This is a genomic window from Cellulomonas sp. EB106-03-03-XG116 (assembly GCF_058792015.1).
In genome coordinates, this window is sequence record NZ_JBYTEP010000001.1 from 111,461 (window position 1) to 137,495 (window position 26,035).

Here is a 26,035-nt window from a genome sequence, read left to right on the forward strand (position 1 = left end):
GGTGGGGGTCGAGCGGTCAGGACGGTCCCCGCGCCGGTGCGGCGACCAGCGGCGGGACGAGGAGGGTGGCGAGCGTGGGCTCCCACAGCGGGGCGGTGTGCCAGCGGGCGGACAGCGCGCCGTCGGGGGCGCGGGTGACCAGCAGCCGGTGCGGGGACGCGGTGGCGACGAGGTGGGCGCGCACGGACCCGTCCGGCAGCCGCTCGGCGCGGGCCGCGACGGGGACGACGCCGTCCGGGACGGGGTCGCTGGGGGCGCCCGACGCGACGTCGCCGGGGCGGAGCGCGAGGGATCCGCGGCTCCACGCGTCCGGGCGCAGGTCGACGACGCCACCGGGCTGGCCGTCGCGGGCCGCGATCGTCAACCGCCACGCGTCGGGCCCGACGTCCGGGCCGGCGTCGTCCAGCGTCCACCCTGCGACGCCGAGCGCGGGGGCGTCCGACGCGACGTACCGGTCGCGCGCCGCCCACGAGTCGCGCTCCGCGACACCGCCGACGAGCGTCCCGGCCGCCCCGGCCACGCCCGGCGCCCCGCCCGACGCGTCGCGCGCGCCCGCACCCGCCGCGCCGACCGGCGACGACGCAGCCGCCGCCACCAGCCCCCACAGCACGTCGAGCACCCGCTGGGTGTCCATCGCCGACCCCTGGTACGCCACGACGACCCCGGACTCGGGCACCACGAGCGTGAACTGCCCGTACGCCCCGTCCATCCGGTACCCGTGCCGGCTGCGCCAGACCCCGTACCCGTACCCGAGCGCCCAGTCGTCGTGGGCGGTGTCGGGCTCGGGGCCCTGGTGGTCCTCGACGAAGGTGTCGGCCGTCGGCACGAACGTGGACGCCATCGCCGACACCACCGACTCGGGCAGCACCCGCGTCCCGTCCGCCGCGACACCCCCGGCCGCCAGCGCCATCCCGAGCCGCGCCTGGTCGTCGACCGTCAGGTGCAGCCCCGAGAAGCCCTGCTCGACGCCGGCGAGCGGCCGCCACCACCGCGGCCCGATGCCGAGCGGGTCGAGCAGCCGCGGCCGCAGGTACGCGGTCGGCTGCTCCCCGGCGACGGCGTGCACGACGCGGCCGAGGGTGCAGGTCGCGGGGGAGGAGTACGCGAACCGCGTCCCGACGGGGAACTCGGGCGGCGTCGTCAGCAGGACCGCGGGGTCCGCCGGCATCACGGACGTCTGCTCGCGGCTGTGCCCGGTCGACATGGTGAGCAGGTGCCGCAGCGTGAACCCGTGCGGGTTCGGCAGGTCGAGGTGCCGGTCGACCGGGTCGCCCAAGCCCAGCCGCCCCTCGGACTCGAGCAGCAGCACGGCCATCGCGGTGACCGACTTGGACACCGAGTACACGAGGCCGGCGTGCTCCGCGTCGTACGGCGCCCAGGTGGCGCGGGCCAGGACGGTCCCGCGGCGGGCGACGACGAGCGCGTGCGGGTCGAGCCCGTCCAGCGCCTCGAGTGCCTCGCCGAACCCGATCACGACCGACCCCCGGCCGCAGCGGGCGCCGCCGTCGAGGCCCGGATCACCAGCTCGGTCACCAGCTCCACCCGCGTCGACGGCGGCTGCCCGCCCGCGGCGAGCGTCAGCAGCATCCGGGTCGCCATGGACGCCATCTCCCGCAGCGGCTGGTGCACGGTCGTCAGCCCGGGGTCGATCCATTGGCTGATCGGCAGGTCGTCGTACCCGACGACGGACAGGTCCTCGGGGACGCGCAGCCCGAGCTCGCGGGCGGCGCGCAGGACGCCGAGCGCCTGGTAGTCCGACCCGGCGAACACGGCGGTGGGCCGGTCGGGGCGGTCGAGCAGGTCGAGCCCGTGCCGGTAGCCGCTCTCGGCGTCGAACGCGCCCCACCGGATCAGCGCGGGGTCCCACGGCACGCCGGCCTCGTCGTGCGCGCTGCGGAAGCCGTCGACGCGGGCGCGGGAGCACAGCATGTCGTCCGGCCCGGAGATCGCGGCGATCCGGCGGTGCCCGAGCGCGAGCAGGTGCCGGGTGCCGGACAGGCCGCCGTTCCAGTTGTTGGAGCCCACCGTCGGCACGCCGGCGGGCGGCTCGCCCTGGGTGTCGACGACGGCGAACGGGATGTTCCGAGACTCGAGCTGGTGCCGCTGCTTGGCGTCGAGCCCGGACAGGACGAGCAGGACGCCGAGCGGCCGGCGGGCCATGACGTCGTCGATCCACTCCTGGGGCGGGCGGTGCGAGCCGCCGAGCTCGGACAGCACGACGCCGACCCGCTCGGGGCCGCAGACCTGCTCGACGCCCTTGATGATCTCCTGCGCCCACAGGTTGTCGGCGGCGTGGAACACGAGGTCGAGCAGCCGGACGCCGTGGCCCGAGCCCCGGGTCGCGACGGGCTTGCGGTAGTCGTGCCGCTCGAGCGCCGCCTCGACGCGGGCGCGGGTCGCCTCCGAGACGTCGGTGCGGCCGTTCAGCACCTTCGACACGGTCGGGATCGACACGCCCACCTCGCTCGCGATGTCGGCGATTGTCGTGCGGCCTCTCGGCATGGTTCCCCTTCGAAACTGTCGCTGTCGAGCAGCTGGCCCCGACTGTAGCGCACGGACCGAGCCCAGCGGCAGGAACAGGGGGGTGGTTGACGCACATCGGCCGACGCCCCTACGGTGCGGGTGAAACGGTATCGGTCGCGCGGTCGCAACTTTCGAGACGCGAGCCCGACCAAACCCACGACGAAGTGGATGCCACATGAGCGACGCACCGCCTCCAGCCCGACGCCTCCCGCGTCGGCCGGTCGTGGTCCCTGGCGCGGTGAGCGCATGACCGTCCAGGGCCCCGAGATCACCACGCCGGCCCCCGTGCCCGCGGGGCCGGCCGGCCCGGCCGCGGAGATCACCCCGGCCGCCGACCCCGACGCCCGCGCCCGCCGCGGCCGTACCAGCCGCCGCACCCGCCGCGGCCGGATGGACGGCAAGATCCCCTGGCGCACGGCGCTGCGCAAGGACTGGCAGCTCTACTCGCTGGCCGTGCTGCCGCTGATCTTCTTCGCGGTGTTCCGGTACACGCCGATGCTCGGCAACGTCATCGCGTTCCGGAAGTTCCGCGCCGGCGGCAACATCTTCGGCGAGGAGTGGGTGGGCTTCCGCTACGTGGAGATGTTCCTGTCCGACCCGACGTTCTGGATGGTCTTCCGGAACACGCTGGTCATCGGGGCGCTCACGCTGCTGTTCTGCTTCCCGCTGCCGATCGTGCTGGCGCTGCTGCTCAACGAGCTGCGCTCGCGGGTGTTCAAGCGGTTCGTGCAGTCGGTGTCCTACCTGCCGCACTTCCTGTCGATCGTGATCATCGCCGGCATGCTGTTCCAGCTGCTCTCGCTGGAGGGCACGGTGAACCAGGTCGTCACGGCGCTGGGCGGGGACGCGGTGCCGTTCCTGCAGCGCCCCGAGTGGTTCCGCGCGGTGTACGTGTCGAGCGAGGTCTGGCAGACCGTCGGCTGGGGCACGATCCTCTACCTCGCGGCGCTGACCACGGTCGACGAGAGCCTCTACGAGGCGGCGCGGATCGACGGCGCGAACCGGTGGAAGCAGACCTGGCACATCACGCTGCCGGGCATCCGGCCGACGATGGTCACGCTGCTCATCCTCAACATCGGCACCTTCATGGCGGTCGGGTTCGAGAAGGTCCTGCTGCTCTACAACCCGCTGACCTATCCCACGGCCGACGTCATCTCGACGTACCTGTACCGGGTCGGCCTGGTGTCCAACAACTTCTCGTACGCGGCGGCCATCGGGCTGTTCGAGTCGATCATCGGCCTGACGCTGATCCTCTCCGCGAACGCGATCTCGAAGCGAGCGGTGGGAGCGAGCCTGTGGTGACGACCGTCGAGACCTCCGCGGGCCCGCTGCCCGCGCGCACCGGCAGCCTGCTGCGGGAGACCCGCGGGTACAAGGTGTTCCGGGCGTTCAACGTGGTGGCGCTGCTCGGCGTCGTCGCCGTGACGCTCTACCCGTTCCTCATGATCATCGCGCGGTCGTTCTCCTCGGACACCGCGATCCGGTCGGGCCAGGTGAACATCTGGCCGGTCGGGTTCAACCTCACGACCTACCAGCTCGTGATGAACGACGCGATGTTCTGGACCAACTACAAGAACACCGTGATCTACACCGTCGTCGCGACGGCGATCGCCCTGGTGCTCACCACCTGCTACGCCTACGTCATCTCCAAGCACCACCTGCGCGGGCGCTCGGTGCTCATCGGCATCGCCGTGTTCACGATGTTCTTCAACGGCGGTCTGATCCCGAACTACGTGCTCATCACGAGCCTCGGGCTGAAGAACTCGCTGTGGGCGATCGTGCTGCCGAACGCGATCAGCGTGTTCAACCTGCTGGTGATGAAGGCGTTCTTCGAGAACCTCCCGCTGGAGCTGGAGGAGGCCGCGCAGATCGACGGCCTCGGCACCTACCGGATCCTGTGGAAGATCGTCATCCCGCTGTCGAAGGCGGTGATCGCGACGATGCTGCTGTTCTACGCGGTCAGCTTCTGGAACTCCTGGTTCGCGGCCTTCCTCTACATGGACAAGTCCGAGTTGTTCCCGGTCACGGTCTACCTGCGGAACCTCATCGCCGGGTCGTCGACCGCCCAGTCCACGGGCGCCGCGGCCGCGGACGTCGCGCAGGTCTCGGCGAACATCCAGTCCGTGACGATGGTGCTCACCGTCCTCCCGATCCTCTGCGTCTACCCGTTCGTGCAGAGGTACTTCGTCTCGGGGGTGATGCTCGGCTCGGTCAAGGGCTGACCCCCGCTCTTCCCCTCCCGCGACAAACGACGAAGTTCGTCACGAAAGGAATGCCATGTCCCAGCGCACGCGGGCGCGCGGCCTCGCCGCCGCAGCCGCCCTCGCCCTGGCCCTGACCGCCTGCTCCGGCGGCTCCGACGGCGACGAGGAGACCTCCGGCCTCGACAACCGCACGGGGGCGATGGAGGACTACGCCGCCGGCGACCAGTTCACCGCGACCGAGCCGCTCACCTTCTCGATGCTGTTCTCCGACCACCCGAACTACCCGTCGCAGGACGACTGGCTGCTGTGGTCCGAGATCACCGACCGCACGAACGTGACGCTCGACCCGACGCTCGTGCCGATGTCCGACTACGAGCAGAAGCGCAGCCTGCTGATCGGCGCCGGCGACGCCCCGTCGATCATCGCGAAGACCTACCCGGGCCAGGAGGACGCGTTCGTGTCGTCCGGCGCGATCCTCGCGGTGTCCGACTACGTCGACCTGATGCCGAACTACCAGCAGAAGGTCGCCGACTGGGGGCTCGAGGAGAACATCGACCAGCTCCGGCAGGCCGACGGCAAGTACTACGTGCTGCCCGGCCTGCACGAGGCGCCGTGGCAGGACTACACGATCGCCATGCGCACGGACGTGCTCGCCGACCTCGGCCTCGACACCCCGACCTCGTGGGACGAGTTCCGCACCACGCTCGAGGCGATCAAGGAGGCCCGCCCCGGCGAGTACCCGTTCTCCGACCGGTTCTCCGAGACCTACCCGGGCGGCAACCTGCTGAACATGGCGGCGCTCGGCTTCGGCACCTCCGCCGGCTGGGGCTACAACAACGCGACCTGGGACGGCGACGCCGAGGAGTTCGTCGCCACCGCCGCGATGCCCGAGTACAAGGAGATGGTCGAGTACTTCCACGACCTCGTCGCCGACGGCCTGATGGACCCCGAGAGCTTCACCCAGGACGACGACAGCGCGATCCAGAAGTTCGTCACCGGGAAGTCGGTGGCGATCGGCACCAACGCGCAGAGCGTCGTCAACGAGTACGAGCCCGGCCTCGCGTCGAACGACCCGGACGCGACCGTCGCGAAGATCCCGTTTCCCTGCGGCCCGATCGGCTGCGTGCTGAACCCGGTCACGCAGACCGAGAACGGGATCATGATCAACGCCGACGCGGCCGACTCGCCGAACTTCGTCGCGATGATGCAGTTCATCGACTGGCTGTTCTACTCGGACGAGGGCCAGGAGTTCACCAAGTGGGGCGTCGAGGGGACGACGTTCGAGAAGGCCGCCGACGGCACCCGCACCCTCGCCCCCGACGTCGACTTCGTGGGCCTCAACCCGTCGGGCACGAAGCACCTGCAGAAGGACTTCGGCTTCTCGGGCGGCAACTTCGCCTACGGCGGCGCGACCGAGCTGCTGTGGTCGACGTTCTCCGACGCCGAGGTCGCGTTCCAGGAGTCGATCGCCGACTACGACATGATCGACCTGGCGCCGCCGGCCCCGCTGGACGAGGTCGAGAACGAGCAGCTGACGCTGATCGACACCACGCTCCGGGACGCGGTCTCGCAGGGCACGATCCAGTTCATCCTCGGCCAGCGCGACCTGTCCGAGTGGGACGCGTTCGTCGCCGACCTGGAGAGCAAGGGCGCGACGCAGTACGTCGACGTCGTCAACGGCGCGCGCGACCGCTACGTGGCCGACAACGGCTGAGCCCTCGCCGTCGTCCCGGGTGCCACTGCCCTCGCGCCCGGGACGGCGGCGAGCTTCGTCCCCACCCCCGACCGGAGAGCCACCATGACCAGCACCGGCGCACCCGCCGCCGTCGTCGTCCCGTCCGAGCCCGTCGGCACCCTGCCGCCCGCCTGGCGCGCCTGCGTCGGCACCGGCCGCACCCGCGAGGTGCTGCACGCCGACTACCGCGACTCGCTCGCGGTGGTGCAGGACGAGATCGGGTTCGGCGCCACCCGCGCGCACGGCATCCTGCACGACGACATGGGGCTGGTGCAGCCCTGGTCGCACGAGGGCCGGTCGGGGACCCGGTACGGGTTCGGCTACCTCGACCTGGTGGTGGACACCTGGCTGGACGCGGGCATGGCGCCGTTCCTCGAGCTGGGGTTCATGCCGGCCGCGCTCGCGTCCGGGGACCAGACGGTGTTCTGGTGGCAGGGCAACGTCACGCCGCCGCGGGACCACGACGAGTGGGCCGCGCTGGTGCGCGCGCTGCTGCGGCACCTGGTCGACCGGTACGGGATCGAGACCGTCCGCACCTGGCCGGTCGAGGTGTGGAACGAGCCGAACCTGCCGTTCTTCTGGCAGGGCGCCGACGAGGCCGCGTACCACCGGCTGTACGACGCGACCGCGCGCGCCGTGAAGGAGGTCGACGCGGACATCCCCGTCGGCGGGCCCGCGGTGTCGCCCGGCGCCGACGACTGGCTGCCGCGGTTCGCCGAGCACGTCGCGGACGCCGGGGTGCCGTGCGACTTCGTGAGCAAGCACGCCTACACCTCGGGGCCGGCGCAGCACGTGCCGTTCGGGACCTACCAGACGCTGCGGCCGCCGCAGGACCTCCTCGACCAGTTCGCGACGCCGCGGTCGCTGCTGGCCGGGACCGCGCTGGCCGGGCTGCCGGTGCACATCACCGAGTTCTCCTCGTCGTACCGGCCGGACAACCCGATCCACGACACCGCCTACCAGGCCGCCTACCTCGCGCCGGTGCTCGCCGGCGGCGGCGACCTGGTCGACTCGTTCTCCTACTGGACGCTCTGCGACGTGTTCGAGGAGGTCGGGATCCCGACGGCGCCGCTGCACGGCGGATTCGGCCTGCTCGGCCACCGCCAGCTGCGCAAGCCGGTGTTCCACCTGTACGCGTTCCTGGCCCGGATGGGGTCCGCGGTGCTGGCGCGGGGATCTGACCACCTGGTGACGCGGCACCCCGACGGGCGCGTGACGGCGCTGCTCTGGCAGCCGCTCGACGGCGCCGCGCCCGCCGAGGCGGGGCACCGGGTCCGGCTCGACCTGCCCGGCGCCGGGCCCGCGGTCGTCACGGAGCGGCACGTCGACGCCGAGCGCGGGAACGTGCGCACCGCCTGGCAGGCGATGGGCAGCCCGCTCGCGCCGGACCACCGGGCGCTCGCGGACCTGCACGACGCGTCGGTGCCGGCGCTGACGGTGCGCCGGGTGCCGGCGTCCGCCGGGCGGTGGGTGGTCGACGTGGCGCTCGGGCGGCACGGGATCGCGCTGGTCGAGGTCACCGGGGCGCCGGACCAGGCGCCGGCGTGGACGGACGACGCGCGGTTGCTGGGGGCTGCTGCGTCGCCGGGTGGGGCCGACGGCGCCGGGCCGGGCGCCGGGGGTGCGCGGTGAGCGCCGCCCGGGCCTGGACCGACGACGAGGTCGGGCGCGGCCCGCTGTCCCGCGGGGCCGCCGCCGTCTACCGGGTGCTCGTCCTCGAGGCGCTGCTGGTCCTCACCACGCTGCCGACCGCCGTGCTCGTCGTCCTGCTCGACCGGTCCGCCGCCAACCTGCCGCTGTTCGCCGCCGCGCTGCTGCCCGTCGGGCCCGCCGTCGTCGCGGGGCTCGCAGCCGCCCGCGCCTGGGAGGTCGACCCGGACCTGTCGCCGGCCCGCGGCTTCTGGCGGGCGTACCGGCGCGACGCCCTCGGCACGCTCGCCTGGTGGGCGCCGCTGCTGGCCGTCCTCGCGGTGCTGGCGGTGAACGCCGCGCACGCCGAGGTCGTGCCCGGGGGCGCCGCCCTGCGCCCGGCGGGCCTGGGGCTGGCGGCGCTGCTCGTCGTCGTCGGCGGGCACCTCGCCGTCCTGCAGGCGAGGTTCGCGTTCCGGCTGCGGGACGCCGTCCGGATCGCCCTCGCCGAGGTCGTGCCGCAGTGGCGGTTCAGCCTCGGCGTCCTGTGCCTGCTCCTGGTCGGCGCCGCGGTCACCGTGCTGGCGTTCGACGTGGTCACCGTCCTGCTCGCCTGGGCCGGCGTGCTGCTCCTGCACGCCATGGCCCGCCCGCTCGTCGCCGACGTCACCGAGAGGTTCACCGTCCATGTCTGACGCCACGCCGCTGCGCACCCCCGCGCCCGCACCGACCCCGGCGCGGTTGCCGCGCACCGACTCGATCGCCTTCGGCGGCGACTACAACCCCGAGCAGTGGGGCAAGGACGTCTGGGACGCCGACTACGCCGCGTTCGACGCCGCCCGGATCACCACCGTGACCCTCGGGGTGTTCAGCTGGTCGCTCACCCAGCCCGCCGAGGACACGTTCGACTTCACCGTGCTCGACGAGATCGTGCAGCGCGCCGCCGACGAGGGCCGCCAGGTCTGCCTCGCGACCGGCACCGGCGCGCTGTCGCCCTGGATCGCTCGGGCCTACCCGGAGGTGACGCGCGTCGACTTCGAGGGGCGCAAGCACCGGTACGGCCAGCGGCACAACGCGTGCTGGTCGTCCCCGGCGTTCCGGCGCCTCGCCGCGGGCATCGCGGGCCGGGTCGCCGAGCGGTACGCCGACCACCCCGCCGTCATCGCCTGGCACGTCGGCAACGAGTACGGCGGCGACGGCGGTGCCTGCTACTGCGACCTGTGCGCCGCCGAGTTCCGGCTCTGGCTGCGCGCCCGGTACGGCACGCTCGACGCGCTGAACGAGGCGTGGAACGCGACGTTCTGGTCGCACCGGTTCACCGACTGGGACGAGATCGAGCCGCCCAGCGCGCTCACCGAGCACTGGAAGGGCCGCGGGTACACGGCGTTCCAGGGCATCACGCTCGACTACTACCGGTTCAGCACCGACAACGCGATCCGGCAGTTCACCGAGGAGAAGGCCGCCATCCGCGCGCACTCGGACCTGCCGGTGACCACCAACTTCATGGGGTTCTTCCAGCCGCTCGACTACCACCGGTGGGCCCCGCACCTCGACTTCGCGTCCTGGGACAACTACCCGCCGCGCTCCGACGAGCCCTGGCGCACCGCGCTGACCCACGACCTGATGCGCGGGCTCAAGGACGGCGCGCCGTTCTGGCTGATGGAGCAGACCCCGACGGTCACCGCGTCCCGGGACGTCAACCCGGTCCGCCGCCCGGGGATCATGCGGCTGTGGTCCTGGCAGGCCGTCGCGCACGGCGCCGACTCGGTGCTGTTCTTCCAGATGCGGGCGTCCCGGGGTGCCTGCGAGATGACCCACGGCGCCGTGCTCGACCACTCCGGCCGGCTCGACACCCGGGCGTTCCGGGAGGTCGCCGGGCTGGGGGCGGAGCTGGAGCGGCTGGGGGACACGCTGCTCGGCGCCCGGACGCCCGCGCGCACGGCGCTGCTGGTCGACTGGGACTCGTGGTGGGCGGTCGAGATGGCCGACGGGCCGAACCGCCTCGTGAAGTACCTGCCGACGCTGCTGGAGTGGGGTCGGGCGTTCTGGGACGCGGGCGCGCAGGTGGACGTCGTCCCGGTGACCGCCGACCTGTCGGGGTACGACGTGGTGGCCGCGCCGCTGCTGCACCTGGTCAAGGGCGACCTGGCCGGGCGGCTCGGGGAGCTGGCGGCGCGCGGCGGGACCGTGCTGACCGGGTACCTGTCCGGGCGGGTCGACGAGGACGACCGGCGGTTCCTCGCCGACGTCCCCGGGCCGCTGGCGGGGCTCGCGGGGGTGCGGGTCGCGGAGACGGACGCGGCGGAGCCGGGGGTGGTGAACCCGGTGGCGTTCGACGGGGCGGGGGCGCCGACCGTCGACGGGCGGATGGTCTTCGAGGTCCTGGTGCCCGAGGGCGCCGAGGTCATGGCCCGGTACCGCGCCGACTTCTACGCGGGCGAGCCGGCGGTGACCCGGAACCGGGTGTCGGTGGTGGGCGCTGTTGCCGCCGGGCGCGCGGCGCACGCCCGGGCCGCCGGCGACGCCGCGACCGGTGCCCCGGCAGCCGCCGAGCCCGCCGAGGGCCACGTCTGGTACCTCGGCACCGAGCTCGCCCAGGAGGGCCTGGCCCACGTCGTCCGCACCGCGCTCGCCCGGCACGACCTGCTCGGCCCCTACGCCGACGTCCCGGGCCTGGAGCTCGCGACCCGCGTCACGACGACCGGCGACCGCGTCGACCTCCTCCTGTACCACGGCACCGAGCCGGTGACGGTCGAGGCCCACGCCGACGGCACGGACCTCCTCACGGACCGGAGGTGGACGGCGGGCGAGGGCGTCACGCTCGCACCGGCGGACGTCGTCGTCCTCCGCCGGACCTGACGCGGCCCCCCTCCGCTCCGCGCCCCCTTCCGCCGAGACTGCATCTCGTGACTGTGCGACGGCGTCCGCGCACAGACGCGAGATGCAGTCTCGGCGAGGAGGGTCAGTGCGCGAGGAGGGTCAGTGCGCGAGGAGGGTCAGTGCGCGAGGAGGGTCAGTGCGCGAGGAGGGTCAGTGCGCGAGGAGCGTCAGCGCGCGAGGGGGCGCCGGAGTGCGCGAGCGGCGCGGCGGGGCCGCGCGTCGCGCGCTTCAGGCGGCCAGGAACTCCAGGGCCCGCGCCTGGTCCAGGACTGCCGCGACCAGGGGCTCGTGACCGCCCAGGCCCGGGTCCAGGCGGTCCAGGACCGCGCGCACGGACGTCGCGAGGTCGCCGTCCGCCAGGCCGGCCACCCGCTCCGGGCGCGCCTCCGTGACCGGACCGCCCTGCCCGCGCAGGTGCAGCGCCCACGCCGCGACGGCCGTGGCGGCCCCGGCCGGGACCCGCCCCGCGCGGCACTCGGCGACCAGCACCGGCGCCACCCGGACCGGCAGCTTCTCCGAACCGTGGGCGGCGATCTGGCTGAGCAGGTGCTCGATCCGCGGGTTGCCGAACCGGTCGAGCAGTGCGCGCCGGTACGCGCCGATCTCGTCGGCGGGCAGGTCCAGGTGCCGCGCGGCCTCGTCCCACCACGCCTCGACCCAGCCGCGCAGCCGGCGGTCCGCGATCGCGTCCGCCACGGTCCGGTACCCGAGGGCGCCGCCCGCGTAGGCCAGTAGCGAGTGGGCGCCGTTGAGCAGCCAGAGCTTGCGCTGCTCGAACGGCAGCACGTCCTCGACGAGCTGCGCGCCCGCGTCGTCCCACGCCGGCCGGCCGGCGGGGAACTCCCCGGCGACGACCCACTCGGAGAACGGCTCGGTCACGACGGGCGCGGCGTCGGCGAGCCCGGTCGCGGCGCGCACCGCCTCGCGCCCGGCGTCGGTCGTGGCCGGGGTGATCCGGTCGACCATCGTGGTGCCGAACGCGACGTGCTCCCCGACCCACTCGGCGAGCGCCGGGTCCACGAGGTCGGCGAGCTCCAGCACCACCCGGCGCAGCGCATCGCCGTTCTCGGGCAGGTTGTCGCAGGGGAGCAGCGTCATCGGCCCCGCCCCGGTCGCCCGGCGCAGCCGCAGGCCCGCGACCACCCGGCCCGGGACCGTCCGCACCGGGCCGTGCCGGTCGGCGCGCAGCGCGGCCACGTCGGCCCGCACGTCGCCGCGGTCGGTGTCGAGCTCGCCGGACGCGGTCCGCACGTAGCCCGCCTCGGTCACGGTGAAGGTCGCGACCGCGACGGCCCGGTCCGCCCAGTAGCCCAGCCAGGCGTCGTGCTCGTCGCCGCCGTGCGCAGCCGACACGCTCGACACGACGCGGAACCGCTCGCCGTCGGCGGCCCGGGTGACCAGCGTGTACAGCCCGTCCTGCGGCGCCAGCGCCTCGGCCAGCGTGCGGGAGCGCCCGGTGAACGCAGCGATGCCCCAGCCCGCGGCGTCGGGGGCGTTGTCGGTGTACCAGGCCTGGTGGGCGCGGAAGAAGCCGCCCAGCCCCAGGTGCACGACGCGCACGGGCGCGGCGGGGCGGCCGTGGCCGGCGGCGCGGGACAGCCGCAGGCCGGTGGGGGTGGTCAGGCGGTGCTCGGGGAGGGTGATCACAGCCGGAACGCCTCTCTCGGGATGGTGGTGACGAGGTCGACGGCGGTCTCGTGCGCCTCGTCGAGGGTCAGCCGGTGGTCGGTGACGAGCCGGGCCAGGTACGCGGCGTCCGCGCGCCGGCTCGCGTCGTGCCGGGCGGGGATGGACAGGTAGGCCCGGGTGTCGTCGACGAACCCGGAGGTCTTGGCGAACCCGGCGGTCTCGGTGACGGCCGCCCGGTACCGCTCCATCGCGTCGGGCGCGTCGAGGAACCACCACGGCGCCCCGACGTAGAGCGCCGGGTAGAAGCCGGCCAGCGGGGCGAGCTCGCGGGAGAACGTCGTCTCGTCGATGGTGAACACGACCAGCCGGAACCGCGGGTGCGTGCCGAAGGCCTGCAGCACCGGGCGCAGCGCCTCGGTGAACTCGACGGTCACGGGGATGTCGGCGCCGATGTCGGTGCCGAGGCGCTCGCGGGACGGGGCGTGGTGGTCGCGGCGCACGCCCGGGTGCAGCGTCATGACGAGGCCGTCCTCGCTCGACATGCGCGCCATCTCGAACAGCAGGCCCCGGCGCAGCGCCTCGGCCTCCGCCGGCGTCGCGGTCCCGGCCCGGGCCGCCGCGTACAGCCGCTCGCCGTCGGCCGGGTCGAGCGGCGCCATCGCCGCGTCCCGGTGGCCGTGGTCGGACGACACCGCGCCGTGCGCCGCGAAGTGCGCCCGTCGCCGCTCCATCGCGTCGACCCAGCCCGCGAGCGTGCCGGTGTCCGCCCCGGCGACCTCGCCCAGCGCGGCGACGCGGTCGGCCCAGCCGGGGGTGCCGGCCTCCAGGTACCGGTCGGGGCGGAACGTCGGGACGACCCGGCCGTGCCAGGTCGGGTCGGCGCGCAGCGCGGCGTGGTGCGCGAGGTCGTCGCAGGGGTCGTCGGTCGTGGCGAGCACGTCGAGCCGGAACCGGTCGTACAGCGCCCGCGGCCGGAAGCCCGGCTCGGCGACGCGGGCGGCGATCGCGTCGTACAGGTCGTCGGCGGAGGCCTCGGCGGGGACCAGGTCGACGCCGAGCACCTCGACCAGCACCTGCTCCAGCCACAGCTTCACCGGCGTGCCGCGGAAGGCCGGCCAGTGCCGGCACAGCAGCCGGAACGCCGCCCGGGACCGCGCGGGCGTCGGGTCGGGAACGCCGACGCCGAGGTCCTGGAGCGGCACGCCGCGCGCGTGCAGCAGGCGGGTCAGGTAGTGGTCGGGCGTGATGAGCAGCGCCGTCGGGTCGGGGAACGGGGTGTCCTCGGCCAGCCACCGGGCCGGCACGTGCCCGTGCGGGGACACGATCGGCAGGTCCCGCACCGCCGCGTACAGCTCGCGGGCGACCGACCGCGTCGCCGGCTCGGCGGGCAGCAGCCGGTCAGGGTGCGGCGCGAGCCGGGGTGGGGCGACGGGGGTCGACAGCGCTGTCATGCGGCCATGGTTCGAGGCGGCGGGGCGGGGCTGCAAGCGGTTGCCATGAGTTGCCCCGGTGCGGGGCGGCGATCCCGCGGCGGGCGCCCGACGACGCCCGCGGCGACCGCCTCGCCGGGCAGGCGGCGTCAGCCCGCGCGTGCCGCCACGACCCCCGACGACTCCCGCACCACCAGCCGCGCGGGCACCACGACCGGTTCCCCGCGCGACCGCGCGCCGTTCACCAGCGCGAGCAGGTTCCGCAGCCCGGTGGCCCCCATCGCCTGCAGCGGCGACGACACCGTGGTCAGCGCGGGGGAGACGATCTGGCCGATCAGCACGTCGTCGAACCCGACCACGCTGACGTCCTGGGGCACCCGCAGCCCGGCCTGCTGCAGCCCGCGGATCACCCCGACCGCCATGAGCGCGTTGAACACCAGCACCCCGGACGCCCGGGAGCCGCCGAGCGCCAGCGCCGCCTCGAACCCGCCCGCGAACGTCGGCTCGAACGGCCCGATCCGCCGGCCGGTGATGTCCAGCTCCTGGCACGCGTCGCTGAACGCCCGCCACCGCGCGCCGTTCGGCCAGGACGCATCGGGGCCGGCGACGTAGACGAGGTCGCGGTGGCCGGCCTCGCCGAGGTGCTCGACGGCGCGCCGCGCACCCCGCTGCTCGTCCGCCACGACGCACGGGACGTCGGCGAGCCCGCGGTTCATCACGACCAGTGGCCGCTGCTTGGCGACGCCGCGGATCGCGGCGTCCGACATCCGCGACGACGTGAGCAGCACGCCCTCGACCATCGGCAGGATGCGCTCCGCGGTCTCCCGCTCGATCGCCGCGTCCTCGCGGGTGTCCTCGACCAGCACCCCGTACCCGGCGGCGGACGCCGCGACCTGCGCGCCGCGCAGCAGCTCGGCGTAGATGGGGTTCGCGAGGTCGGACACGAGCACCGCGATCATCCGGCTCCGTGCGGTCGACAGCGCCTGGGCGACCGGGTTCGCCCGGTAGCCGATCGCCGCGGCGGCCGCCCGCACCCGCTCCGCGGTCTGCGAGTTGACCCGGCCCGGCCGCGCGAACGTCCGGGACACCGTCGAGGCCGCGACGCCGGCCGCCCGCGCGACGTCGTAGATCGTCGGCGCGCGGGTCGCCCGCGGCTCGCTGCCCCCGTCGGCCTCCACCATGCCGCGATCGTAGGGTGCGGCTACGCCGCCGGGAGCAGCGAGCGGACCGCCTGCTCGACCCCGCGCAGCTCCGCCAGCCCCTTGAGCCGGCCGATCAGCGAGTAGCCCGGGTACGTCTCGCGGAATTGGTCGTCGAGCATCCGCTGCCCGTGGTCCGGCCGCATCGGCAGCCGCGGGCCGCCCTCGCGCTCGCGGCGCCGCTCCTCCGTGACCAGCGCCGCGATCACCGCGACCATGTCGGCGTCGCCGGCGATGTGCGGGGCCTCGTAGAAGCTCCGGCCGCCGTCCTGGAGCCGCACCGAGCGCAGGTGCGCGAAGTAGATGCGCTCGGCGAACCGCCGGGTCATCGCGACGACGTCGTTGTCCGCCCGCGACCCGTAGGAGCCGATGCACATGGTCAGCCCGTTCGCGGGGGAGGGCGCCGCGTCGAGCAGGTGCTGGGCGTCCTCCGCGGTCGACACCACCCGCGGCAGCCCGAACAGCGGGCGCGGCGGGTCGTCGGGGTGGATGGCCAGCCGCAGGCCGACCTCCTCGGCCACCGGCACGACCTCGCGCAGGAACGACGACAGGTTCCCGCGCAGCGCGTCGGCGTCCACGTCGTCGTAGGTGGCGAGGGCGGCGCGGAACTCGTCGAGCGTGTACCGCTCCTCCGAGCCGGGCAGCCCGAGCAGGATCGTGTCGACCAGCCGCTCCCGGGCCTCGTCGTCCATCGCGTCCAGCACGGCGCGCGCCCGGGCGGTCTGGTCCGCGTCGTACTCGGCCGCCGCGCCGGGTCGGCGGAGCAGGAACAGGTCGAACGCCGCGAGCTGGTCCGCGTCGAACCGCAGCGCCCACGTCCCGTCCTCGAGCGGGTACCCGAGGTCGGTGCGCGACCAGTCCAGGACGGGCATGAAGTTGTAGCAGACCAGGTCGATCCCGCACGCCGCGAGGTTGCGGATCGTCTGCTGGTACGCCGCGACCGCGCGGTCGCGCAGCGGGCCGCCGCGCTTGACGTCCTCGTGCACCGGGACGCTCTCGACGACCGACCACACCAGACCGGCCGCCTCGATCTGCGCGCGGCGCGCCTCGATCGCCTCGACCGGCCACACCTCGCCGTTCGGGATGTCGTGCAGCGCGGTGACCACGCCCGTCGCGCCGGTCTGGCGGACCTGCGCCAGCGTGATCGGGTCGCGGTCGCCGAACCAGCGCCAGGTGTGCTCCATCGCCGTCCTTCCCGGGGGTGGGGGGACGGCGTCGGTGCCGCCCCGCGTGGTCAGCAGCGTCGCCGGGACGGGTGCGGGGGGACAACCGGTTGCCAGAAGTTGCTCGCGAGCGCGGCGCGGGCCCCGGGCCTGCGGGAAGGCGTCGCGCGGACGGCGCAGCTGCCGCGCCCCGACGCCCGCGCCCCCCTAGAGTGACGCCGTGACCGACCCGCAGGACCCCCTCGCGCAGGCCCCGCTGCTGCGCGTCGTCCACGAGCGCCACCCGGACGTCGACGTCGTCGTCCTGCCGCCCGAGGCCCCGGCGCCCGAGCCGGCCGACGCGCCCGTCCCCGTGACCGACGCCGCGCTGGACGCCGAGCGGTCCCGCGTGGAGGCCGCCCTCGCCGGGCTCCTCGCCGCGGCAGCCGCCGACCCCGACGCCGCCCCCCGCACCACCTGGCGCAGCGCCCCCGCGTCGCACGTCGTGCCCGTCGCCGAGGCGCGGCTGCCGATCGACGGCCCCGAGGCCGGCGTCGCCGTCGGCCGGGCGCTGTCCGCGCGGCTGCGCGCCGACGGCTGGGACGGCCACCTCGACCGCGCGGGCGTGACGCCCCTGCTGCTCGCCGCCCTCGACGACCGCTCCGTGCGCGTCGCCTGGCTCGACGACGCCGTCCTGGTGACCGTGCGCGGCCGGGACCTCCCCGTCGCGACCGCGACAGCCCGCGCGCTCGTCTCCGGGACGGAGGACGACCGGTGAGCGGCGAGATCCAGGTCGACCCGTACACCCTCGGGCTGTCCGCCGACGACTGGACCGACCAGGGCTCGCGCGTCCGCACCGCACGCGACCGCGTCGCCGACGCCACCACGTCGGGCTTCACCCCGGCCGTGGCCGGCGCCGCCGCGTCGTGGACGTCCGCGTGGGGCACCGTCCTCGGCGACGTCGCCGACCGCGCCGAGGAGATCGGCACCCGGCTCCGCGACGCCCAGCAGGCCTACGCCGTCACCGACGTCACGGCCCAGGAGACCTTCGAGTCCTGGCTGGGAGGGACCCCGTGACCACGGTGACCATCGACATCCCGCCGGCGATCGACGCGATCCCGGCCGTGGAGGGCGACCCCGCGGTCGTGGCCGCGTTCGCGCAGGACCTGCTCGCGAGCGCCGTCAACCTGGACGACCTCGACACGTTCGCGCTCGACTCCTCGACCCTCGACGGCTGGACCGGCGAGGCCGCCACCGCGTACGGCCGGCACGTCCGCGCCGCCGGCGCGGACGCCCAGGCGATGGGCGTCGCGCTGCGGCAGGTCGCCCGCGCGGCCGACGACCACGCCGACGCGCTGACCGACCTGCTCCGCCGGCGCACCGACCTGGTCGAGGCCCGGTCGTCGTACCACGGGGCCCGCGAGGACCTCGATGCCGACATCCGGTCCGCCGGGGAGGTGGACGACGCCGCGGTGGCCGAGCTGCAGGCCCGGGCGGCGTCGCTGGCGACCCGCCGCGACGGCGTGGTCGCGGACGTCGACGCGCTGGTGCGCGACCTGGCGACCGCCGAGCAGGCGATGCTCGACGCGTTCTCGTCCTACTCGACGCTCGCGCAGGCGCGCGCCGCCGTCTCCGGGCAGATCGACCTCGCCGACGACGCCCTCGGCCGGCCGGGCTCACCGTCGCAGGGCGGCACCCCGGAGCAGGTCGCCGCGTGGTGGGCGTCGCTGACCGAGGAGGAGCAGTACGCCGTCCTCGCGGCCCGGCCCGAGCTCGTCGGGAACACCGACGGGATCCCGGCGCTGGCCCGCGACCAGGCCAACCGGCTGCTGCTCGAGACCGACCTCGAGGCGATGGAGCTGCGCGAGCAGCGCGGCGAGCAGCTGTTCGAGGACTACCAGGCGCTCGACAACGCCCGCGCGGCGCAGGCCGCCCTGGACGAGGGCGCGAACAAGGTCGACCCGGTCACGAACGAGCCGCTCGTCCCGCTGCTGCACCTGTACGACGCGACGGCGTTCGGCGGCGACGGGAAGGTCGCCATCGCGTTCGGGAATCCTGACACCGCGGACCACGTGTCGGTGATGGTCCCCGGCCTGACCAGCCGCGGCACCGAGGCCGGCGGCAACGCCGACGCGGCCTACAACATCTACGAGTCCGCGCGGCTCTCGGACCCGTACTCGACCGCCTCCTCGATCATGTGGATCGGCTACGACGCCCCCAGCGACTGGGACTCCGCCACGGTCGCCGGGGAAGGTCGGGCCGAGGAGGGCGGCGCGCTGCTGTCGCGGTACATCGACGGCCTGCGCGCGTCCCGCGAGGGCGATCCCGCGCACCTGACCGTCATCGGCCACAGCTACGGCTCGACCACCACGGCGCACGGCGCGACCGACCACGGCCTCGCCGCCGACGACATCGTGCTGGTCGGCAGCCCGGGCGCGGGCGGGGGCGTCGAGCACGCCTCCGAGCTCGGCGTCGGCGCCGACCACGTCTGGGCGGGCAACAACAGCCGCGACCTCGTCGCCGCCCTCGCCGACGACGGCTGGGTCGGCGGCTGGATGCTCGGCGGCGCGGGCCTCGGCAACGACATCGTCGAGGACGACTTCGGCGCCAACCGGTTCCAGGCCGAGTCCACGACCCGCGCCGACGTGATGCGGAACTTCGGCGACCACACCAAGTACTTCGACCCGGGCACCGAGTCGCTGTACAACATCGGGCAGATCGTCGTCGGCGACTACGACGAGGTCATCGCCGCGGAGCACTCGTACGACCCCTGGTACGACGGCCCGGTGGACCCGGAGGCGACCCGCGACCCGCAGTCGTTCGAGGGCAGGAGGCCCGAGTGGTGAACCGTCACGTGCGCGCGGCCGCGGTGCTCGTCGCGCTGTCCGCGCTCGCCCTGTCGGGCTGCGGGGGCGGTGGCGGGGCGAGCGCCGACGACCTGGACGCCAGCCGCGACGAGGTGCTCGACGCCGCGCGCCAGGTGCTCCCCGGTGTCGTCGACGCCCTCGGCGCGCAGGTCCAGGACGCCTACGGCGAGTTCGACATGGGCGGGGACGGCATCGTCGACCGCAGGCGGTACACCGTCACCGTGATCGCCACCGGCGCGCAGGCGGACACCGACGACCTCGTCGCCGCGTTGGAGGACGCCGGCGTCACCGACGTCCAGGTGAACCCGATCGGCGGGGCCGCCGGGCAGCGCGACGGCCTCGACGTCTCCGGGTCCGACCCCGGGGGCCGCGACATGAGCGTGAGCGTCAGCGGGCCGTACCTCGAGGTCGCGGACGGGGTGGCGCGGGAGGCTGCGCGCGAGGACGTCGACCTGGGCTGAGCGGGGTGGCGACAGGCCGGGGTCTCCTCCCTGACCTTCTCGGGCCCCCGCCGCAGCAGGAACCCGACCCGTGTCTGGCCTTGCCGTCAGGTCGGCCACCCGCGGCCCACGGTAGACCGGCTCAGCACCCGAGGCACTGCTGCACCACCCGGCTCACCGGGATCGGTCCGAGGTGGTCAGGAGCGGTGAGATGGTCCTTCCCAGCGGCGGCCGGGCCCGTTCTGCAGGGCTCCCGCTCGTGCTCGCCACCTGTCACGAGGCGTCGTCCACAGCGTTCGGGTGACGGACGTGAGTTGCAGCCGAGCGGCCCGCTAACGTGGCCTGCGGAAAGGGGGCTGACATGAGTTTTCGTGTCGATGAAACAGCGCTCGATGACGCCGCCGTGAAGCTGGACGGATTGCGTCCGTCGATCACGGCCGCGGAGTCCTACGTCGCGCAGCACATCAAGCTGGACGGCCTCGGAGACAGCGGTCTGTTCATCACCGCGATCGGCGTCCTGGACGGAATCCGGACCGCGCTCGAGTCCGAGCTCGCGCATCTGGGGACGGTCCTGGAGTCGTCGGCGCAGGAGGTGCGGGCGACGGCTGCGAGCTATCGGACGACCGACGACGCGACCGCCGCGACGATGGACCGCCTCTACCACTACGTCCCGATCTCGCAGTACGGCAACGCGCGTCAGGAACCTCGATGAGCGACCCGTCCCGCGAGCTCGTCGTGCCGGTGCCGTCGGCACCGATCCCGGACTTCGTCGAGACGGTGATGAACTTCCCGGACCTGATCAGCCCCAGCTACTGGCTGCTCCGCATCATCCAGGAGGTCTGCGGGACGGACCCCGTCGCGTGGGTCGCGGAGCACTTCTCGGGTGACTGGGAGCGCATGTCGACCGCGTCGTCCGCGCTCGAGCACCTGGGTGAGTACCACGAAGCCATGGCCGTCGAGCTGCGGCACGCGCGGGAGACATTCCGGGCGGGCTGGACCGGTGAGGCAGCCGAGGCGGCTTCCGCGTACTTCAGCCGTCTCGAAGATGCCGTCAACAGCCAGGCCGGCCCGCTGCGCGACATCGCGCGCGAGGTGGACAACGTCGCCCAGGGTATGAAGTCGATGCAGGCGACGCTGGAGTCGTTGATGGGGATGATGCTCGACTGGGCGCTCGCAGCCGCTGTGTCAGCCGCAGCTGCCGCGGCCTCCTCCTGGACCTTAGTCGGCGGGATCGTCGGCGGCGGCGCCACCGCGTTCTCGATCGCGCAGGCGGCGCGGACCTGGATGCAGGTGGTGCAGGTGCACGGCAACGCGGTCGCGATGATGAACGGCGTCGTCGGCCTCAGCGCAGGCTTCCTCGGCTCGATCCACGGCTTCTCGACCCAGCCCCTCCCCTCGGGCTCCTACACGAATCGACAGCTCTCGTGACCGACGATCGCGACACCCCGCCCCCGCTCCTGGGGATCACAGCAGCGGACCCCGCACTCGACCGTCAGCTGCGCGCACAGCTGACCGCGCTCCGGGACCGTGCGGTCGGGAGCGAGCTCGGCTCGATCCTGGACGACGTGCTCGCAGGCCGCAGGAGCCTTCGCGACGCCGCACGGACGACGGCGTTCGCCGGGGTGGTCGGACCTGCTGTCACCGAGATGGCCGATGCGTGGGCGCGGATGACGCCGGAGCAGCGATCGGATCTCGCGGCCGACGGCGAGCGAACGCTCCGGGCGTCGTCCGAACCGCCCGAGCGCTGAGTACTCGGTGGGTGTCGTCTCAGATCGGGGCGCTGCTGAGCAGCCAACCACCGACGGCGAGCAGTGCGATGACGAGCACCGGGGGCACGGCGCTGATCAGATAGGTGGTCGCCCTGACGCCCGGCGCGAACGGGGTCAACCAGCGGCGCAGCCCGAACCACAGGATGACGGGGCACGGGACGACGCAGACCGCCGCGAGCGCCAGCTGCCAGCTGGGATAGGTCACCAGGGCGAGAATCGTCCCCAGGGCGACCGCGGTCAGGATGCCGACGGAGACGATCCGCGCCGTCCGGAGGCGCGATCCGGCCAGAAGTTGTGCGTCGGTCATGGAGCCTGACCTTAGCGAGTCGAGCGAGCCCGATGCTCAACTGCGAGCCAGTCTCCCGGAAGGCGGAACCCGTGAAGTCACTGCTGACCAGTCGATGGCTCTGGCCCGTCGCGGCGAGTCCGTTGCTGCTCGTTGGCGTCCTGGTGCTCGTCGGCGGAGGTCTGCCCCGGGTCGTCGCCGGTGCCTCTCTCGTCTTAGGGTGGGGACTCACCATTCCGTTCGGTGTCGCTGAGCGTCGGTGGCGCGCGAACCCGAGCCCGACGCTCCAGCTGGCGGCAGCGGGTGGGCGCTGCTCGTCCTCGCGGTGATGCTCGGGGGACTGTGGTGGGGGATGTCGCTCGATCCCGAGGTGTAACCGGGTGGCCTCGCTCGCCCGCTTGATACCGTGACGCGCCAGGTCCAGGCGTCGTCCCCGGGGGAGTCCGCACGTGAGCACCACCGCACCGCAGGGCGGCGTCGTCGCCGTCCGCGCGCTCGACCCGGCGCAGAACGGCGCCGTCGTCGCCCGCCTCGACCGCGGCGCCGGCGTCCTCGACCCGGAGCGCCGCTCGCTGCGCACCAAGCCCGTGACGCTGGACCGCCGGGTCCTGCTCGCCCTCACGTCGAGCAAGAAGCGCACCGGCCTCATGGTCGAGCGCGGCTGGCGGCGGGTGTTCCTCCCGCTGATCGAGGTGCACGGCGGTGCGGCGCTGGGCGTCCCCGCTGCCGTCGCCCGCGCGCTCGCGGACGAGCTGGAGGCCCGCGGCACCCGCGAGACCACCGCCGTGATCGCCCCGCTCCGGGCGCACGCGGATCACCTGGATGCCGGGCTCCCGGTGGCGTCGTCGCCGCTGGGGCGGTACATGGGACTGGGTGGTGGGGGAGCCCTCACCTCGCTGGGCGACTTCTGAGTCGGCCGACGACCTTCTGACACGCGCACGACCGCAACACCCGGGGGTACGGAACGCATGAGTGTGGACGTCTCGATCGCGGCGCTGGACACCGCCGCATCCGAGCTGGAGACGGTGGCGTCGGAGCTGCAGGCGCTGGACGTCGCCGGCGCGTTCGCGGGGATCGAGGCGGCGCTGCCCGGCTCGGCCGTGCCGGACGCGGCCGTGTGGGTGTCGACCCGCGTGGGCGCCGCGGTGCAGGTGCTGGGGGAGAACATCCGCGGCATGTCGGCGAGCGCCTCCGGGTCGGCCGACGGCTACCGCGCGGCGGACGGGTCCGTGCAGACCCGGTTCGGCGCGATGGGGGCGTTCTGATGGCCGCGCTCACCCTGGAGGTCGTGCGGAGCTGGCGCCCCGAGGCGCTCTCGGAGGCGGCGACCGGCGTCGGGACGGCGCAGGAGGCGGTCGACGCGCAGGTGCGCGCGGCCAAGGCCGCGATGACCCGGCTGAGCGACCACTGGGACGGTGACGCCGCCCAGGCCGCCGCGCAGCGCATGGCGAGCGAGGCGACCACCGGGTTCGCGCTGGCGGACGCCCTGGAGGCGGCGCGCTCGGCGCTCGCCTCGGGGGCCACCGACCTCGGCCGGGCCAAGTCCGCGGTGCTCGCGACCGTCGACGCGGCGACCGCGGCCGGGTTCACCGTCGCCGGCGACGGCCGGGTCACGGCGCCCACGCTCCCGCCGGTGATGACCGCCGCGGGCGACCCCGACGGCGCCGGCGCGCAGCGGGACGCCCAGCAGCGCGCTTTGAACGCGGAGGCGCAGGAGCACGCCGACGCCATCGCGACGTCGCTGCAGGACGTGGCGACGACGGACCAGCAGGTCGCGGACACGCTGTCCGCGGTCGAGGTGCCGCAGACGCTGCAGTCGGCGGTCGACGCCTACCTGCAGCGCGCGTTCGCGAGCGGCGACGTCATCGGCGCGCTCGGCTCGGTCGGCGCCGGCGGTGTCGCGCTGGCGCAGGTGATCAAGGGCGTCATGAAGTCGGCGACCAAGGGCAAGGCGTTCCTGGACTTCCTTCGGGCCTCCGGCGCGCCGATCACGCACTACCAGGCGATGCTCGACAACTTCGCCAAGGCCGACGCGGCCATGGACGTGTTCAAGAACGGCAAGCCCGCCGCCGAGTGGATGACCAAGCTGCTCGGAGCCCGGGGCGCGGGCCTGCTGCGCACCGCCGGCAAGGCGTTCCTGCCGCTGACCGTGCTGACCGGCCTCGCCGACACGGTGACCGGCGGCGGCTACGACGGCGCCCGCGGCTGGGCGACCCGCGGCTTCGGCCTCGCGGGCGCGGCCGGCGCGGGCACGCTGATCGCCGTCGGTACCGGCGCGCTCGCCCTCGGCCCGGTCGGACTGGCCGTCGCCGGCGGCGCGGTGCTCGCCTACGGCGCGTGGAGCGTCGGCAACCTGATCTGGGACAACCGCGAGGCGATCGGCGACTTCGTGTCGACGGCGGGCAAGGCCGTCTGGGACGGCGCGACGACCGCGTGGAACGCGACGACGGACGCGGTGTCGAACGCCGCCGACTGGGCAGGAGACCAGGTGGACAAGGCCAAGGACGCGGTGTCCGACTTCGGCAAGGGCGCGCTGAGCGTGCTCTCGGGCGGCCTGCTGTGACCGCCGCGCCCGAGGCGGCGGCCGCGCCGGAGACCCCCGGCGCCCCGGTGCCGGTCGAGGTGCTGACCGACGAGGAGCTGGCGATCCTGGCCGGCCCCGGCGGCCTCGTCGTCGCGCCCTACCTCGCCACGCTGCCGGACGCCGAGCGCGAGGTCGCCCTGCGCACCGCCTACCGCGGGCTGCTCGCGCGCGGCATCGTCGACCCGCCGACGCCCGCGGCGCTCGCGGCCGCCGTCGGCGAGCCGACCGTCGAGCTCCAGGTCCGCCAGGACGTGCTGTCGCTCGTCGCCCTGCGGCGCGGCGCGTCGGCCACGGTGTGCGTCGCCCGGTCGACCGTCCTCGGCCAGGACTACTGGTACGCCCACGTCGTCCGCGACGTCGTGCTGGTCGAGCAGGTCACGACCGACGGGCAGCACCGGTTCGCGCTCGCCGCGGCCGGCACCCTCGGCGACCTGCTGCTCGGCGCGGCGGTGCACCCGGAGACGGCCGACGGCACCGGGCCGGAGATCGAGGTCGCCGACCCCGACGAGCCGCCGACCGAGGTCGTCGAGCACCTCGGGTCCGCGCTGGTGCGCGCCGACGTCGTCGTGCGGGTGCCGGACGACCGCGAGCCGGAGCTGCTCGGGCTGTTCACCGGGCCGGGCGGGGCGTGGGTGCTGTCGGCGCGGGAGGCGTCCGGGGGTCCGGTGGTCGCACGGCCGCTCACCCGGGCGGCGCTGGAGGCGCAGGTGCGGGAGCTCGCGGAGCGGGCCGTGTCGACCGCGGCGGCGGTGGCGTCGGCGGCGGGCGGGGCGCGATGACCGAGGGTCTGGTCCGGATCCCGGCCTTCTCGTCGCGGTCGTCGCGGCGGTGGATCATCGCGACGGCCGTCGGGGTGGTCGCCGTGCTGGGCTACCTCTGGGTCGCGCAGCCCGAGAACCGGGTCTTCCTGCTGCTGATGGTCCCGCTCGCGCTGTACTTCGCGGCGCTGGTCTGGCAGTCGACGTGGCTCGACCCCGTCGGCGGCTCGCTGGTGCGCGTCCGGTGCCGGGTGTGGCGCCGCGAGGTGCGGCTCGAGCCGGGCACGGCGGTGTCGCTGGTGCCGAACGGTGGTGGCGCGCTCCTGCTCAGGGCGAAGGCGGCGCGGGGTCCTGCTCTGTACGCCTCGCTCGTGGCGCGGACCGACTACCTCGACCAGTCCCAGCCGCCCGCCCTGCTGCGCCAGCTCGCCGACGCCGTCGAGCAGCACCGCGCCGGCGGCGCGCGCCCGGTCGCCGAGGCGCTGCGCCAGCAGGCGGCCCACCTGGAGGCGGCCGGCACCGTCGCGAGCTCGCCGCTCGCCGGGCTGATCACGACCGGCGCGCTCACCGCCGCCAAGGCGGGTGGCGCCGGCGCGATCGGCGGGCACCTGGGCTGACGGGCGCCACCCCGGTCAGCCCACCGGCTCCCGCCGGGCCTCGATCAGGTGCCGCGTCGAGTGCGCCACGACCGGCCGCCCGGCCCGCATCTCGGCGTCGAGCGCCCGCAGCGTGTCCTCGTAGCGGTCCACCGAGAAGTCCGGCACCCACCACACGCACTTCCGCAGCACCCAGATGACGGCACCGGCGTCGTGGAACGCCATCCGGCAGGTCGCCCGCCGCAGGTCTACGACGGTCAGTCCCGCTTGCTCGGCGTCCGCCGCCTCGTCGTCGGGGTCGCGCGCGACCGGCCCAGGCACCGGACCGACGAACCGCTCGATCAGCTCGAACGCCGACCGCGGG

General features: G+C 74.5%; 26 protein-coding genes. 18 read left to right on the forward strand and 8 right to left on the reverse strand.

Annotation, left to right across the window (positions count from 1 at the left end; genetic code table 11):
* Window positions 1-16: 16 nt before the first annotated feature.
* Both AC3WUG_RS00445 and AC3WUG_RS00450 read right to left on the reverse strand, forming a co-directional pair.
* On the reverse strand, window positions 17-1,474 hold the full coding sequence (locus tag AC3WUG_RS00445) for a serine hydrolase domain-containing protein (RefSeq protein ID WP_492325828.1): 1,458 nt from the start codon (window positions 1,472-1,474) through the stop codon (window positions 17-19).
* On the reverse strand, window positions 1,471-2,502 hold the full coding sequence (locus tag AC3WUG_RS00450; RefSeq protein ID WP_492325829.1) for a LacI family DNA-binding transcriptional regulator: 1,032 nt from the start codon (window positions 2,500-2,502) through the stop codon (window positions 1,471-1,473). Before AC3WUG_RS00450 ends, AC3WUG_RS00445 begins: the two co-directional genes overlap by 4 nt.
* A 267-nt stretch (window positions 2,503-2,769) precedes the next feature.
* Here AC3WUG_RS00450 and AC3WUG_RS00455 point away from each other — a divergent pair, with 267 nt between their 5' ends.
* The 6 genes from AC3WUG_RS00455 to AC3WUG_RS00480 all read left to right on the forward strand — a co-directional run bounded on the left by AC3WUG_RS00455 (window position 2,770) and on the right by AC3WUG_RS00480 (window position 10,950).
* A complete protein-coding gene (locus tag AC3WUG_RS00455) occupies window positions 2,770-3,825 on the forward strand; it encodes an ABC transporter permease (protein WP_187365216.1) in 1,056 nt (351 codons plus the stop codon).
* Window positions 3,819-4,745 carry a carbohydrate ABC transporter permease gene (locus AC3WUG_RS00460; protein WP_230322822.1) on the forward strand — a complete coding sequence of 309 codons (927 nt, stop codon included), beginning with the start codon at window positions 3,819-3,821 and terminating at the stop codon, window positions 4,743-4,745. Before AC3WUG_RS00455 ends, AC3WUG_RS00460 begins: the two co-directional genes overlap by 7 nt.
* A 55-nt stretch (window positions 4,746-4,800) precedes the next feature.
* Complete coding sequence (locus AC3WUG_RS00465) at window positions 4,801-6,441, forward strand: ABC transporter substrate-binding protein (RefSeq protein WP_492325830.1); 1,641 nt, start codon at window positions 4,801-4,803, stop codon at window positions 6,439-6,441.
* Between the two features lie 84 nt (window positions 6,442-6,525).
* Window positions 6,526-8,094 carry a GH39 family glycosyl hydrolase gene (locus AC3WUG_RS00470; RefSeq protein WP_492325831.1) on the forward strand — a complete coding sequence of 523 codons (1,569 nt, stop codon included), beginning with the start codon at window positions 6,526-6,528 and terminating at the stop codon, window positions 8,092-8,094.
* Window positions 8,091-8,786 (forward strand): DUF624 domain-containing protein, encoded by a 696-nt coding sequence (locus AC3WUG_RS00475; RefSeq protein ID WP_492325832.1) that lies wholly within the window; start codon window positions 8,091-8,093, stop codon window positions 8,784-8,786. The genes AC3WUG_RS00470 and AC3WUG_RS00475 overlap by 4 nt, the downstream gene beginning before the upstream one ends.
* Window positions 8,779-10,950 (forward strand): beta-galactosidase, encoded by a 2,172-nt coding sequence (locus AC3WUG_RS00480; protein WP_492325833.1) that lies wholly within the window; start codon window positions 8,779-8,781, stop codon window positions 10,948-10,950. The genes AC3WUG_RS00475 and AC3WUG_RS00480 overlap by 8 nt, the downstream gene beginning before the upstream one ends.
* Before the next feature lie 249 nt (window positions 10,951-11,199).
* Here AC3WUG_RS00480 and AC3WUG_RS00485 read toward each other — a convergent pair whose 3' ends face one another.
* The 4 genes from AC3WUG_RS00485 to uxuA form a co-directional block, all read right to left on the reverse strand.
* A complete protein-coding gene (locus AC3WUG_RS00485) occupies window positions 11,200-12,618 on the reverse strand; it encodes a mannitol dehydrogenase family protein (protein ID WP_492325834.1) in 1,419 nt (472 codons plus the stop codon).
* On the reverse strand, window positions 12,615-14,051 hold the full coding sequence (gene uxaC, locus AC3WUG_RS00490) for a glucuronate isomerase (protein ID WP_492325835.1): 1,437 nt from the start codon (window positions 14,049-14,051) through the stop codon (window positions 12,615-12,617). The genes AC3WUG_RS00485 and uxaC overlap by 4 nt, the downstream gene beginning before the upstream one ends.
* Window positions 14,052-14,179: 128 nt before the next feature.
* Window positions 14,180-15,211, reverse strand: a complete 1,032-nt coding sequence (locus AC3WUG_RS00495; protein WP_492325836.1) for a LacI family DNA-binding transcriptional regulator — start codon at window positions 15,209-15,211, stop codon at window positions 14,180-14,182.
* A 20-nt stretch (window positions 15,212-15,231) separates the two neighbouring features.
* Complete coding sequence (gene uxuA, locus AC3WUG_RS00500) at window positions 15,232-16,413, reverse strand: mannonate dehydratase (protein ID WP_492325837.1); 1,182 nt, start codon at window positions 16,411-16,413, stop codon at window positions 15,232-15,234.
* A gap of 199 nt (window positions 16,414-16,612) precedes the next feature.
* Here uxuA and AC3WUG_RS00505 point away from each other — a divergent pair, with 199 nt between their 5' ends.
* The 7 genes from AC3WUG_RS00505 to AC3WUG_RS00535 all read left to right on the forward strand — a co-directional run bounded on the left by AC3WUG_RS00505 (window position 16,613) and on the right by AC3WUG_RS00535 (window position 21,426).
* A complete protein-coding gene (locus AC3WUG_RS00505) occupies window positions 16,613-17,149 on the forward strand; it encodes a hypothetical protein (RefSeq protein WP_492325838.1) in 537 nt (178 codons plus the stop codon).
* On the forward strand, window positions 17,146-17,448 hold the full coding sequence (locus AC3WUG_RS00510) for a hypothetical protein (RefSeq protein WP_147795672.1): 303 nt from the start codon (window positions 17,146-17,148) through the stop codon (window positions 17,446-17,448). The genes AC3WUG_RS00505 and AC3WUG_RS00510 overlap by 4 nt, the downstream gene beginning before the upstream one ends.
* Entirely contained in the window at window positions 17,445-19,217 is a 1,773-nt protein-coding gene (locus AC3WUG_RS00515) for an alpha/beta hydrolase (RefSeq protein ID WP_492325839.1), read from the forward strand. Before AC3WUG_RS00510 ends, AC3WUG_RS00515 begins: the two co-directional genes overlap by 4 nt.
* Window positions 19,211-19,699, forward strand: a complete 489-nt coding sequence (locus tag AC3WUG_RS00520; protein ID WP_492325840.1) for a hypothetical protein — start codon at window positions 19,211-19,213, stop codon at window positions 19,697-19,699. Before AC3WUG_RS00515 ends, AC3WUG_RS00520 begins: the two co-directional genes overlap by 7 nt.
* 340 nt (window positions 19,700-20,039) lie before the next feature.
* On the forward strand, window positions 20,040-20,390 hold the full coding sequence (locus AC3WUG_RS00525) for a hypothetical protein (RefSeq protein ID WP_492325841.1): 351 nt from the start codon (window positions 20,040-20,042) through the stop codon (window positions 20,388-20,390).
* Window positions 20,387-21,106 carry a WXG100 family type VII secretion target gene (locus AC3WUG_RS00530; protein WP_492325842.1) on the forward strand — a complete coding sequence of 240 codons (720 nt, stop codon included), beginning with the start codon at window positions 20,387-20,389 and terminating at the stop codon, window positions 21,104-21,106. The genes AC3WUG_RS00525 and AC3WUG_RS00530 overlap by 4 nt, the downstream gene beginning before the upstream one ends.
* The gene (locus AC3WUG_RS00535) at window positions 21,103-21,426 is read left to right on the forward strand and encodes a hypothetical protein (protein ID WP_492325843.1); all 324 of its coding nucleotides are present in this window, start codon (window positions 21,103-21,105) and stop codon (window positions 21,424-21,426) included. The genes AC3WUG_RS00530 and AC3WUG_RS00535 overlap by 4 nt, the downstream gene beginning before the upstream one ends.
* Before the next feature lie 19 nt (window positions 21,427-21,445).
* Here AC3WUG_RS00535 and AC3WUG_RS00540 read toward each other — a convergent pair whose 3' ends face one another.
* The gene (locus tag AC3WUG_RS00540) at window positions 21,446-21,754 is read right to left on the reverse strand and encodes a hypothetical protein (RefSeq protein WP_218704895.1); all 309 of its coding nucleotides are present in this window, start codon (window positions 21,752-21,754) and stop codon (window positions 21,446-21,448) included.
* Between the two features lie 428 nt (window positions 21,755-22,182).
* Here AC3WUG_RS00540 and AC3WUG_RS00545 point away from each other — a divergent pair, with 428 nt between their 5' ends.
* From AC3WUG_RS00545 to AC3WUG_RS00565, 5 genes are read left to right on the forward strand one after another with little or no spacing between them, the layout of a single operon-like run.
* Complete coding sequence (locus AC3WUG_RS00545; RefSeq protein WP_492325844.1) at window positions 22,183-22,644, forward strand: hypothetical protein; 462 nt, start codon at window positions 22,183-22,185, stop codon at window positions 22,642-22,644.
* Between the two features lie 57 nt (window positions 22,645-22,701).
* The gene (locus tag AC3WUG_RS00550; RefSeq protein WP_158372591.1) at window positions 22,702-22,998 is read left to right on the forward strand and encodes a hypothetical protein; all 297 of its coding nucleotides are present in this window, start codon (window positions 22,702-22,704) and stop codon (window positions 22,996-22,998) included.
* Window positions 22,998-24,296 (forward strand): hypothetical protein, encoded by a 1,299-nt coding sequence (locus AC3WUG_RS00555; protein ID WP_492325845.1) that lies wholly within the window; start codon window positions 22,998-23,000, stop codon window positions 24,294-24,296. Before AC3WUG_RS00550 ends, AC3WUG_RS00555 begins: the two co-directional genes overlap by 1 nt.
* Complete coding sequence (locus AC3WUG_RS00560; protein ID WP_492325846.1) at window positions 24,293-25,096, forward strand: hypothetical protein; 804 nt, start codon at window positions 24,293-24,295, stop codon at window positions 25,094-25,096. Before AC3WUG_RS00555 ends, AC3WUG_RS00560 begins: the two co-directional genes overlap by 4 nt.
* Window positions 25,093-25,692: a hypothetical protein gene (locus AC3WUG_RS00565; RefSeq protein ID WP_492325847.1), complete on the forward strand. Its 600-nt coding sequence runs from the start codon at window positions 25,093-25,095 to the stop codon at window positions 25,690-25,692. The genes AC3WUG_RS00560 and AC3WUG_RS00565 overlap by 4 nt, the downstream gene beginning before the upstream one ends.
* Before the next feature lie 15 nt (window positions 25,693-25,707).
* Here the strand turns inward: AC3WUG_RS00565 and AC3WUG_RS00570 are convergent, their stop codons facing one another.
* On the reverse strand, window positions 25,708-25,992 hold the full coding sequence (locus AC3WUG_RS00570; protein ID WP_492325848.1) for a hypothetical protein: 285 nt from the start codon (window positions 25,990-25,992) through the stop codon (window positions 25,708-25,710).
* Window positions 25,993-26,035 lie beyond the last annotated feature (43 nt).